Source organism: Coleofasciculus sp. C1-SOL-03 (genome assembly GCF_040220555.1).
Classification (GTDB): domain Bacteria; phylum Cyanobacteriota; class Cyanobacteriia; order Cyanobacteriales; family Coleofasciculaceae; genus Coleofasciculus.
This window is the reverse complement of sequence record NZ_JAVJUO010000017.1, coordinates 1-11,990: the sequence shown is the minus strand read 5'-3', so window position 1 is coordinate 11,990 and position 11,990 is coordinate 1. Positions and strand designations below refer to the sequence as shown.

The window sequence follows — 11,990 nt, the reverse complement described above, 5'->3', positions numbered from 1 at the left end:
TGGGAGGGTTTGGTTTTTCCTTTATGTTTGACTAGCGTAATTTAGTACCTACTCCCGCCCCTACAATTGTCCCTAAACCCGACACTACATTTGTCCCTTAACCCGCACCTACAATTGTCCCTAAACCCGCCCCTACTATTGTCCCTTAACCCGCCCCTACAATTGTCCCTAAACCCGCCCCTACAATTGTCCCTAAACCCGCCCCTACAATTGTCCCTAAACCCGCCCCTACAAATAAATTGATCTATGGATTGGGATTATATTATTTTCGTTGAAACGGGAATCATTTCCTTGTTTATTACAACCTTATTCCTTCCCGTCTGCCATCTGCCTTATAGTTTAATTGGACTAATTTAGAAGCCAAACCCTAAAATGCACAGTTTTATTCCCCCAGAACGCTTCTTTCCTTATCTCACCTGGAAAGATATCCAAACTATGCCAAATAAGGAGAATGTGGTGATTATTCAACCCGTTGGCGCAATTGAACAACATGGTCATCATTTGCCCTTAGTTGTGGATTCGGCGATTGGTGTCGGGGTTCTGGGTAAAGCCCTAGCCCAACTGGAACCGGATATCCCTGCTTATGCGTTGCCGAATTTATTTTACGGGAAATCGAATGAACATTGGCATTTTCCCGGTACGATTACTCTCAGCGCCCAAACGTTGCTGGCGGTGTTAATGGAGGTGGCGGATAGTATTTATCGGGCGGGATTCCGGAAGTTAGTGCTGATGAATTCCCACGGGGGACAACCCCAGGTGATGGAAATTGCGGCGCGAGATATTCATCAAAAGTATGGGGATTTTCTGGTATTTCCCCTGTTTACTTGGCGGGTTCCTAATGTGGCGAAGGAGTTAATTTCAGCCAAGGAGTTGGAGTTGGGAATTCATGCAGGAGATGCGGAAACGAGTTTGATGTTATCCCTGTTACCAGAACAGGTGAAAATGGAACGGGCGGTGGCTGAATATCCTCAAGGGTTACCGGAAGATAGTTTATTGAGTATGGAGGGAAAGTTACCGTTTGCTTGGTTAACGCGAGAATTGAGTCAGAGTGGAACATTGGGTGATCCCACACCCGCAACCAAAGAAAAAGGCGATCGCATCCTAGAGTCTTTGGTATCCGGTTGGGTACGGGTAATCCAGGATATCTATCAGTTTCGCCAACCTCAGGGTAAGTAAGGGAACGTGCGATCGCGTCGCTTGTAGTAAGGGCTTTAGCCTATCATCGCAACACCGAAACTATCAACGTAAAATATACATTAAACCTTCAGAAAGGGCGGGTTTTGCCACAAACATTATCAATAGGATTAAATCCCTAAACCCGCCCCTACAGTGGCTAAAGGGAACTCCTGACTGATTACTTCTTCCCCACGACTAACTGCTATGACTGGAGTTACACTCTAGTTTCAGGCTTTGGAGGATAATTAGCTAGATTTACCTGAAGCGTGTGACCCGATTCAGGATTAAATAGGATAAGTCACCAAAAATAGTAACCTTTCGTGTCTGACAAGCCTAAACCGTCTCGTTCTCTTGCCGGAATTGCCTCGATTGTGGCAATTGCCACCCTGATTAGTAAAATTTTTGGTTTGATCCGTGAACAAGCGATCGCGGCGGCGTTTGGTGTGGGTCCGGTGGTGAATGCTTATGCCTACGCCTACGTGATTCCAGGCTTTCTGCTGATCTTACTGGGTGGGATAAATGGTCCGTTTCATAGCGCCTTGGTGAGTGTGCTGGCAAAACGGGATAAGTCGGAAGCCGCCCCTCTGGTGGAAACAGTGACGACGTTGGTGAGTGGGATATTGTTGCTGGTGACGATTATCCTGATTCTGTTTGCGCCCACCTTTATCGATATCCTCGCCCCTGGATTGGAGGAACCCGCGCGATCGCTTGCGGTGCAACAGTTGCAAATTATGGCACCGTTGGCGGTTCTAGCGGGGTTGATTGGCATTGGTTTCGGAACGCTGAATGCTTCAGATCAATATTGGTTACCTAGTGTTAGCCCGTTATTTTCTAGCTTGGCGGTGATTGCGGGGTTGGGGATATTGACAGTCTACTCTGGCGGACAAGTGAATACCCCGGAGTATATCCGCCTGGGTAGTATTGTGTTAGCTGTGGGTACTCTAGCCGGGGCGATTTGGCAGTGGGTGATGCAACTGATTGCCCAGTGGCGATCGGGAATGGGGCGGTTACGGCTGCGGTTTAATTGGCGGCTTCCAGGGGTGAGGGAGGTGATGCGGGTAATGGCACCGGCGACGCTATCCTCTGGGATGTTACATATTAATGTGTATACCGATCTATTTTTCGCCTCGTTTATCCCGAATGCGGCGGCGGCGATGCGCTATTCCAATTTTATTGTGCTGACGCCTCTGGGAATTATTTCTAATATGATATTGGTGCCGATGCTGCCTGTGTTTTCTCGGTTAGCGGCACCGGAGAATTGGGTGGAGTTGAAAGTGCGGATTCGTCAGGGATTATTGTTGACGGCGTTGACGATGTTACCCCTGACGGCGATTTTTATCTCCCTATCCGTGCCGATTGTCCGGGTAATTTATGAACGCTATGCTTTTGGTGCAGAGGCTTCCCAAATTGTTGCCCCGGTATTGATGGCGTATGGGTTGGGGATGTTCTTTTATTTAGCACGGGATGTTTTAGTGCGGGTATTTTATGCGTTGGGGGATGGGGAGACGCCATTTCGGATTAGTATTGCCAATATCTTTATTAATGCGGTGCTAGATTATTTGTTGGTGAATGCCTTTGCCACACCGGGTTTAGTTTTTGCCACGATTGGCGTCAATATTATTTCCATGAGTTGGCTGTTGTGGGTGTTAAATCGGCGGCTACATGGTTTACCGTTAGGGGAATGGGGAATAGCGCTGGTGGGGTTGGCGGGGAGTAGTGTTGTGGCGGGATTGGGCAGTTGGGGAGTGAGTTGGGGCTGGCAAAAGGTTGTGGGGAGTGAGAATTTATTGCTGCAAGTCTTACAACTGAGTTTGGCAATGTCTGTAGCGTTGGGGATTTTTGCAGTTTTGGTGACGCGATTGAAGTTACCGGAAGTGGATATTTTAGTCAGTCGTTTGCGTCAGAAGTTGGGAAGATGAAACACCTACTCCTTCTCGGATTCAAGCCAAGAAAATCGAATGATCTCGAAGCAGTTCACCGCTGATGCACTCGACCTTCCCTGGGCAAAAGCCACAGAGGAAGTAAAAGTGAATGCTGTCTTCATCTAGTTTAGAGCATCTTGCCCAGGCGCGATCGCACTACAATCTGATCTCAGAAAATGCGGCATGCCAATACCCAGCCAATTGAGCGATCGCACCCCATTTCCCGATACAATATCTGGGCATTGTAGCAGCAAAAGGTAGTTAGGCATCATGGCACAAGCAACCATTGGCATTATTGGCGGTAGCGGACTTTACAAAATGGATGCCCTCAAAGATGTGCAAGAGGTGCAACTCGATACCCCCTTTGGTAAACCGTCTGATGCCTTAATTGTCGGCACTCTCGAAGGAACCCCCGTCGCCTTTCTCGCCCGTCATGGTCGTAACCATCATCTCATGCCCACGGAATTACCCTTCCGCGCCAATATCCATGCGATGAAACAGTTAGGCGTCAAGTATCTGATTTCCGCCTCCGCCGTGGGTTCCCTTCAGGAAGAAGCCAAACCCTTGGACATGGTTATCCCGGATCAATTTATTGACCGCACCAGAAATCGCGTGTCTACGTTTTTCGGTGAGGGGATTGTGGCGCATATTGGCTTTGCTGAACCCGTTTGTAACCAACTCGCCGGGGTTTTAGCTGATGCGGTGGCTAGTTTACAGTTAGCCGATGTCACCCTCCATCGTGGTGGCACATACATCTGTATGGAAGGACCCGCCTTTTCTACTCAAGCTGAATCCCATCTCTACCGCAGTTGGAACGCAACGGTGGTTGGGATGACCAATTTACCGGAAGCTAAACTGGCGCGAGAAGCGGAAATCGCCTATGCTACCTTAGCCCTAGTCACCGATTATGATTGCTGGCATCCCGATCATGACAGCGTAACTGTAGAAATGGTAATTGGCAATTTACAGCGCAATGCGACGAATGCTCAACAGGTGATTCAAGAAACCGTGCGGCGTATTGCCCAAAATCCGCCCCCATCCGAGGCACACTCGGCGTTAAAGTATGCGATTTTGACTCCTCTCGACAAAGCACCAGAGGCGACGAAGCAGAAGTTAAGCATTTTCTTGGAGAAATATTTGTAGTCATTCGTCTTATGTCTTATGTCATTTGTTGATTGTTCATGGTTCATTGGTAATCCTCTCCCTCATCTCCCTCATCTCCCCCTGCTCCCCCTGCTCCCAGACGTGCCATGGCACGTCTCTACATTGCTCCCCCTGTTCCCCTATCACCCCTCACCCATACTGAGAAAGTTTGCGTAATACAACGTAATATGAATAAACGTAAACTTATCCCCATATTTACCGTTCTAACTGTGTATGATGGTTTGTATGACCCAACTGTATTACAGCGGCATCAAAAGATTTTTTCTAATCGCCGTTGTTGCAGAAAGCCTCTGTTAGCTACAGGTTCTGACCCTGGTTGAGAGATGGTTAACAGAGGTTGGGTAAACAGGGTGCATCTACTATTCATACTCAGACATTGGTGGTTACCTCGACTCTCTCATTCAACTATCTCATGCCAAACTATTTGTAATACAACATAAAAATTTCGTAATACGTTAGCACGAGTGAGAGCAATCTCCCAGAGGACAGTCTGAGTACATCACTCACGATCCTGGGAGATTTAATTAATTGATATGACAGGTATAAAAAAATAATTCCCACAAAAGCTGACGTTGTTAGCAGTTTAGGTTAAGGTTGTGTATTAAGAGAGTGCCAAACTGCTGTACCCTTAACAGAGAATGGGAAAAATTACAGCCAGGGTGTTTGCAAAAGCAGTTGAATCCTAATGGGTGAAACTCGCAGCTTTTGCCCAAAAGGAGAAAAAGAACATCTATGCCTGAGTCGTAAAAAGCTGCGGCTGAAAATCAGACAATAACTGAGTTTGGAACTAGCCAATCTTTTGAAGAAACATGGCTATCTCACTGAACTCAATGTCCAGATCAGCCAAATTATTATTATTCATGACGCTACTGCTAGTACAAGACAGGTGAAGTGATCGCAACTAGAAAGCAGAGTAGGGGTTCAAAGGAATTGGCAAATGATGCTCATATTAACAGCATCAAACGTTGGCAAAACCAAACGATGGTGTTGTTCGAGTTGACTCAATCTCAGAGACTCAACCCAGGAGATTTGACCACCGTAATCCGTGACTTGACAAAAGCCGCCGCTGATGCATTGGACGTTGAGCGAGTCAGCGTATGGTTGTACAACGATGCAGGTTCCCAGCTTAATTGTGTGGAACGGTACGAGAAGGGTACACAGGAGCAAGGCTGGGAAAAAACCCCAGGGCAAAGCCAGGGAGAAGACATCAACCCTCCTGTATTACCGGACAAGTGTTGTTATCTCACCAGTCCTCTATCCCTGGGGCGATTGGATGTACCGATCTGGCAAAATGAACAGATTATCGGTATTCTCAGCTACGAACAAAGCGCATCCAGTCCGAGAGAATGGACGCCTCAAGACAAAACCTTTGCCAGCGCGATCGCGAATTTAATTGCTCTGCGACTGGATCAATGGCATCATCAACAGGCAATGCAGGAGTTGAACCAGGGAGACAACCGTTACCAAGTATTAGTTGAGGCGTCTGCGGATCTGATTGCTCACCATCGAACCGATGGCGTCTATTTATATGCGTCACCCGCTTGTCGCACCCTGTTAGGATATGAACCCGATGAGTTAGTGGGACATGGGATTGACGAGTTTGTCCATCCTCAAGATGTTACCGTCATCAAAAAAATCTACTCCAACCCAACGGATTGCCAACACCAGCACCCGATTCGCTATCGCATCCGTCATCACAGCGGCGATTATCGCTGGCTAGAAAGTACGATTAACCCGATACGCCATCCTCAAACCCATCACGTCATCGAACTTGTCCTTGTCTCGCGGGAGATTCACCAATCCCAGCCTACTGCTGAATCCCGCCACCCAGAAACACCTCACACCTTGAAGCGGTATTCCTTAACGGCGGCAAAACAGACAAGCTCTTTTAAACCCTTAGGTTTAGGATCTCATCTTTCCCGATTAATCCATCCCCCAGCGATGCCCACCACCCCCGCCCCACCTAGCCACAGCCGGATTTCCGCACTGGCGGCGGTGGTGGAAGATCGACTGAGGAGTGGCATGATCTTATTGGGGAATCAATCCCTCAACTCAGAATCTCGGCGCACCTTTAGCTGGGTTGCCAATGCGATTGCTGTCGCCATTGACCAATATTGGGCGCGTTCAGAACTCCTCAGTCGCCGCGAATCCCTACTGTTTGGACTTGCCAATCAAATTCGCAACTCCCTAGAACTGCACACGATTCTGGAAACCGCCGTCGAGTCGATTCGCACGTTACTGAAAATCGATCGCTGTCAATTTCTCTGGTATCGACTCAAAGCCGAACCCCCCTATTGGGATGTGGTCAAAGAAGCCAAAACCCCTGATTTATCTAGCTCTATCGGTCAACATTCCACCGAGGAAATCGCCCCCCTTGCCCAGCGAATTCTTCAGCGAGAGGTGGTTCAGGTTGATGATGTAGAAACCTGTGAAGACCCAATCCTACAGCAATTTTTAACCCAACAGGGATATACCTCGATCTTGTCCCTACCCATTAGAACCCGGGCGGGAGATATTGGTGCGATTAGCTGTATTCATGGCATCGAAAAACGTCCCTGGGATAATAGTGAGGTGGAACTGTTGCAAGCGGTTGTAGCGCAACTGACAATCGCACTGGATCAAGCCTCCCTTTATACCCAAGCCCGAGAAAGCGCTGAGATTGCCCAAGCCCAAACCCAAGAACTTGAACAAACCCTAAACCAGCTTCAAGCTACCCAAGCCAAACTGGTACAGAGTGAAAAAATGTCCAGTTTGGGACAATTAGTGGCAGGTGTGGCACATGAACTGAATAATCCGGTTAATTTTATTCACAATAACTTGACCTACGCCAGTGCCTATTTTTATGACCTCTTGAGTTTGGTACGCCTGTATCAAGAGCATTATCCCGATCCAGCCGATCCGATTGCCGAACAAGAAGAACTCATTGATGTTGACTTTATCGCTGATGACTTACCCAAACTGCTGCGTTCCATGCAACGGGGAACGGATCGGATTAGTTCAATTGTTCTGAGTTTACGCAATTTCTCTCGCCTTGATGAAGCCGAAATGAAACAGGCTGACTTAAATCAGGGCATTGAGAGTACCTTACTGATGTTGCAACATCGCCTCAAACCCAAAGGGAACCAGCCAGAGATTAAAGTGCTAACCGAGTATGGGGATTTGCCCCAGCTAGAATGTTATCCTGGACAGCTAAACCAGGTGTTTCTGAACATTCTCAACAACGCGATCGATGTTTTAGAGAAGTCGTTTAAAGAAAATCCTGATTATCCAGCACCGATTATTGCCATTCGCACAGGGATATTGGAAGGTTCCCCGGATTCTTCTGATCAGCCAGACTCGCAGCTAGATATCCAGAATGAGGACAAGAAACCATCGGTAATGAATTGTCCCCGAATTGTGATTCAAATTGCTGATAATGGACTAGGAATGACAGATGAGGTCAAAGCACGACTATTTGATCCCTTCTTTTCTACGAAAGCTGTCGGACAAGGGGTGGGTTTAGGATTGACGATTTGTTATCAAATTGTGGTCGAACATCATCATGGCGTTCTTCACTGTACCTCTACACCGGGTAAAGGAACTGAATTTTGGATCGAGATTCCTATTCAACAAGTTATCAGTTCTTAAGCCAACCCTACCTACTGAGTCCGTTTATTTTAGCGTTGAGTGATGACGGTTATAAATAATCTTTGGCATAAGGGTGAGAGGTGAGATGCCAATGATTAAGGGCGGGTTTTGAACATAGATTAGCGGTGTTGATTCAAGATTTATCTCTAAACCCGCCCCTACACGATGGTTATGGCGAGGGATTTTATGAACTGTAGGGGCGACCCGCTTGCATCAATGAACAAAACGATTCCACTCAATTGGATCGGGTCGCCCTCGGTTTAATCATTTAGAAATGATCCTGGGCGCAAGCCTTGCGCCCCTACAGAATCGCTACGCTTATGGATTTAAACGCTGGACAAATGCCTGATGTTCGGCTGTCTGGATTCCCTGCTGCAACACGGCTAAAACCTCAGCTAAATTCCCCTCGCGCAACGCATTTACCGCTAACCATAATCCCGGAAAAAGACGAGATTTAATAATCCCCGCTGCATCGGGTTCTACGGAAACATATCGTCCTTCTTCTAAGCGAAACCAATCAATACGATTTTCGTAACTTTGCCAGACAATATATTCTTGTACACCATTGCGACGATAGGCATTCAGTTTATCGTTTAAATCATAAGAGGCACTTGAAGCTGCCACTTCAACAACTAACTCCGGTGCGCCTTCAATATAATCATCCTCAGTAATCCGAGAATTTCCCCCGACTTCCGGTTCAATTCGCAGTAAAGCATCGGGTTGCGGTTCGTTATCGGCATCCAGACGTACTGTGGTATTATCCTGCACATCAACTCCCGGTGTCGCCACTCCATACATTCCCAACCAGGTTATGATTTTGGCATGGGGTCTACCGTGACGATTGGCGCGAACGGGTGAAGCCACGTAAACCACTCCTTCAATTAATTCGGCTTTTTTGTTTTCTGGCATTTGCTGATAGCGACGCTCAAATTCGATGCGAGTGAGGCGATCGCCACTTTCTAGGGGAGGAGGAGAAACGGTGGGACTAATTGACATCTGACACGCTTTAATTTTAATCGCTAACGGTTACGTTTATTTTAGCGTTGTGCGATGACGGTTATAAATAATGTTTGGCATAAGGGTGAGGGGTGAGATGCCCAAGATTAAGGGCGGGTTTTGAACAAAGGTTAGCGGTGTTGATTCAAGATTTATCTCTAAACCCGCCCCTACACGATGGTTATGGCGAGGGATTCAAATAGGATAAAGGAACGAACTGTAGGGGCGACCCGCTTGCATCAATGGACAACACTATTCCACTCAATTGGATCGGGTCGCCCTCAGAGCAGGGGACGACAGGGTAAACGTAAGGATAAATCCTTCAAAGCGCGGCGGCGTTGAACTTCAGTACGTCCCCAGAATAAATCAGACCAATTGATCGGGTGATGGTTTAATTGATAAAGGGTTTCTTTGCTGAAGGGGGAAATGCTTTGCCTGCCAAGCTTTTGAGCTGCTTGTCACCCCTTCAGGTTTCTTTGGCTTCATCTGTTGAGTAACGATTGTGCTTCTCTATCCAGCGACTAAAGCCTTTGGAACAGGTGTAGTGGGGATAGGTTTCCGTTAAAAATCCGGTCGTGCCGTTACAAACTTCCCGTTCCGTATGACCTTGACAAAAAAAGGGGAATGACATACCTAATCGGGTAGAGGAGAATTCCATTAACCATTCCCATATTGTTGCTGCCGTGCGATTAACTGTTGAACAAAGGCTTGATGCTCTGGGGAATTGATTCCTGATTGCAAGGAAAGCAAAACCCGTTGCAGATTCCCTTGGAGCATCGCTGGCGCATCCAGCTACAATCCGGGAAATACTTGAGAGCAAATCAGTCCCTCAGAATCAGGTAACAAGGAAATATAATCACCATCGTTGAAACTAAACCAATCAATCTTTTGTTCAAAGACTTGCCAAACAATGTATTCCTGTACGCTATTGCGCCGATAAGCACGCTTCTTATCTCCCAGATCAATCGCCGCACTACTAGCCGCTATTTCTACCAATAATTCTGGCGCTCCTTCTAAGTATCCATCTTCACTTAGGGTAGAGTTACCCCCACTCTCTGGATTAATTAGCAATACGCCATCGGGTTGCGGTTCGTTGTCCCTATCCAAACGGAGAGTGGGTTCAATTCCCATTTGTACCTGGGGTGTAGCAGCTTGATAAACTCCTAGCCAGGTGATTAAACGTCCGTGGGGTTGGGCATGAGGTTGAAAGCGTAGAGGCGACGCCTTATGAACTATTCCTTCTATCAGTTCGGCTTTTTTTAGTTCTGGCATGGCGTTGTAACGACGCTCGAATTCACGGGAGGTTAGGCGATCTCCATTTTCTAACGGTGGCAAATGTCGAGCGGGTGCGAACATAGAGGTTAATGGTAAGGGCTGATCAGACATCGTTATGAATAACCCGACCTACCCTGTAATTGTATCAAGCAATCTCCCCCACCCAGGAAGAGCGATCGCCTCATACATTGGTTAAGGTGCTCTGCGCTACGCTCTCTCCACCCTACAGATGAAGCTAATCAGGGTGTGTAGCCGATCGCGATCGCATAGTCTTTTCCAATTCAGGGATGATTCGCATTCTTGACAATCAGCCTTATCGCTTCATCACAACTTTACAAAACGAGTTAAACAATTTCCCGTTAGTTTAAATGATTTGTGAACAAAAATAAACCTGAAACCCTGATTCTCTCAGCATCACTATTTCACAACTCATTTATACACCTGATAAATTTTCAAATTTCAATCATTTAAAGTTTCTGTAAACTTTCAACATACATCTTGACACCATCGGGGGGGGTAATTCATGATTTATTTATTGAAGCAAATTAACTGCTCAAAGCAAACGACATCATCTAATTAAACCATGCTGAAATCATTATCTCTTGTTACCGTTGGCGCTACCGTTATGGCACTGGGAGCGATTACTCAAGCCGAAGCCGCTCAAATTATTCAACCTCAATCGGCTTCAACAACTTTAGGAGAATTTGGGTCTTTTATCCTTGATAATGCGATTAACCAATCTGGTTTGTCTACTACCTATACCAGTGGTGTGACAGAGTTTGCTAGCTATTTGTCTGGAAATCCTACACAAAGTTTTTCCGTTAGTTGGATTGGAAGTAGTTCTGCTCCCGGATCAGTTACGTTTGATTTAGGGAACGTTTTTGACTTGGATGGGATGGCGATGTGGGGTACGGCTGGTGTAACGAGTGTAAAAGACTTCGATCTGTTTGCTTCGTTGACTGGAGTAGATGGTAGCTTTGTCAGCTTAGGTTCTTTTGTTCAAAATTTTCAGGCTGGCGCTGACACTGCCCAAGTCTTTAACTTCAATACAACGACTGCCCAGTTTATCCGCATGGATATTACGGATAGTTATCAAGCTAGTAATAGCGTAGGAATTGGCGAAGTGGCATTCAGGACGGCTGACGTCACACCTGAACCTGTTCCTGAACCCATGACTATTTTTGGTGCTGCAACGGCTCTAGGTTTTGGTGCGTTAGTCAATAGAAAGAATGCTAAAAAGCAGAAGAATAAAGATAACAATTAACTGAGAGGATATTGAGCGACTCAATTAATATAGCCTGGTTATCAGTCTCTCTGAAAAGGGAGACTTTTGTCTTGTTTGATTCCCGATAATGAGTGAACGGTAAACAATGCGGAGCATAATATACCTAATCGGGTAAATAAGAATTCCATCCAGAAACCGTAGGGGCGCACCGACGTGCGCCCTTTACTGACGTGCGCCCTTTACTGACGTGCGCCCTTTGCTAACGTGCGCCCTTTGCTAACGTGCGCCCTTTCCCAATGTGTGCCTGATTGAATCATCAAATCTATTCCCCAATTTTAGGTAGGGGTAGGGCGGGTTTTGCAGCAATGCTAGCGGTGTTGATTCAACGTTTATCCCTAAACCCGCCCCTACATTATGTTTACATGAGGTTTCAGGATTGCTTGCACCAGTTGACGATAGTTTAGTTTATCCATATAAAAATCAAGACTATTTGGATCAAGGTTATGGAAGAGATGCCCAGGATTAAGGGCGGGTTTTGAACATAGGTTAGCAGTGTTGATTCAAGGTTTATCCCTAAACCCGCCCCTACACGATGGTGATGGCGA

At 46.7% G+C, this 11,990-nt stretch carries 7 protein-coding genes and 2 pseudogenes; 5 read left to right on the top strand and 4 right to left on the bottom strand.

Translation table 11 applies throughout. The features are described from left to right. Positions 1-372 precede the first annotated feature (372 nt). The gene (locus RIE73_RS02185; protein ID WP_446399622.1) at positions 373-1,176 is read left to right on the top strand and encodes a creatininase family protein; all 804 of its coding nucleotides are present in this window, start codon (positions 373-375) and stop codon (positions 1,174-1,176) included. A 320-nt stretch (positions 1,177-1,496) separates the two neighbouring features. Next, complete coding sequence (murJ, locus tag RIE73_RS02180) at positions 1,497-3,095, top strand: murein biosynthesis integral membrane protein MurJ (protein ID WP_446399621.1); 1,599 nt, start codon at positions 1,497-1,499, stop codon at positions 3,093-3,095. A 125-nt stretch (positions 3,096-3,220) separates the two neighbouring features. On the opposite strand, the gene RIE73_RS02175 is transcribed toward murJ, so the two are convergent. Then, positions 3,221-3,370: a hypothetical protein gene (locus RIE73_RS02175; RefSeq protein ID WP_446399620.1), complete on the bottom strand. Its 150-nt coding sequence runs from the start codon at positions 3,368-3,370 to the stop codon at positions 3,221-3,223. Between RIE73_RS02175 and RIE73_RS02170 the strand changes: the two genes are divergently transcribed. Beyond that, positions 3,369-4,241, top strand: a complete 873-nt coding sequence (locus RIE73_RS02170) for an S-methyl-5'-thioadenosine phosphorylase (RefSeq protein ID WP_446399619.1) — start codon at positions 3,369-3,371, stop codon at positions 4,239-4,241. The two genes, RIE73_RS02175 and RIE73_RS02170, sit on opposite strands and share 2 nt — an antisense overlap. Positions 4,242-5,192: 951 nt before the next feature. After that, positions 5,193-7,889 (top strand): GAF domain-containing protein, encoded by a 2,697-nt coding sequence (locus RIE73_RS02165; protein ID WP_446399618.1) that lies wholly within the window; start codon positions 5,193-5,195, stop codon positions 7,887-7,889. A gap of 318 nt (positions 7,890-8,207) precedes the next feature. Here RIE73_RS02165 and RIE73_RS02160 read toward each other — a convergent pair whose 3' ends face one another. From RIE73_RS02160 to RIE73_RS02150, 3 genes and pseudogenes are all read right to left on the bottom strand, one after another. Beyond that, positions 8,208-8,885 carry a Uma2 family endonuclease gene (locus RIE73_RS02160; protein ID WP_446399617.1) on the bottom strand — a complete coding sequence of 226 codons (678 nt, stop codon included), beginning with the start codon at positions 8,883-8,885 and terminating at the stop codon, positions 8,208-8,210. Between the two features lie 284 nt (positions 8,886-9,169). Next, positions 9,170-9,492: pseudogene (locus RIE73_RS02155) on the bottom strand (hypothetical protein); the annotation flags it as partial. Between the two features lie 50 nt (positions 9,493-9,542). Beyond that, positions 9,543-10,271: pseudogene (locus tag RIE73_RS02150) on the bottom strand (Uma2 family endonuclease). A gap of 472 nt (positions 10,272-10,743) precedes the next feature. On the opposite strand from RIE73_RS02150, the gene RIE73_RS02145 reads away from it, so the two are divergent. Continuing rightward, positions 10,744-11,424: a PEP-CTERM sorting domain-containing protein gene (locus RIE73_RS02145; RefSeq protein ID WP_446399616.1), complete on the top strand. Its 681-nt coding sequence runs from the start codon at positions 10,744-10,746 to the stop codon at positions 11,422-11,424. The last annotated feature ends 566 nt before the right edge of the window (positions 11,425-11,990 follow it).

Excerpts from the sequence above, each read along its gene's own strand:
- RIE73_RS02145 (WP_446399616.1), top strand. The coding sequence starts at position 10,744 with ATGCTGAAATCATTATCTCTTGTTACCGTTGGCGCTACCGTTATGGCA.
- RIE73_RS02185 (WP_446399622.1), top strand. The coding sequence starts at position 373 with ATGCACAGTTTTATTCCCCCAGAACGCTTCTTTCCTTATCTCACCTGG.
- RIE73_RS02170 (WP_446399619.1), top strand. The coding sequence starts at position 3,369 with ATGGCACAAGCAACCATTGGCATTATTGGCGGTAGCGGACTTTACAAA.
- RIE73_RS02175 (WP_446399620.1), bottom strand. The coding sequence starts at position 3,370 with ATGATGCCTAACTACCTTTTGCTGCTACAATGCCCAGATATTGTATCG.
- RIE73_RS02160 (WP_446399617.1), bottom strand. The coding sequence starts at position 8,885 with ATGTCAATTAGTCCCACCGTTTCTCCTCCTCCCCTAGAAAGTGGCGAT.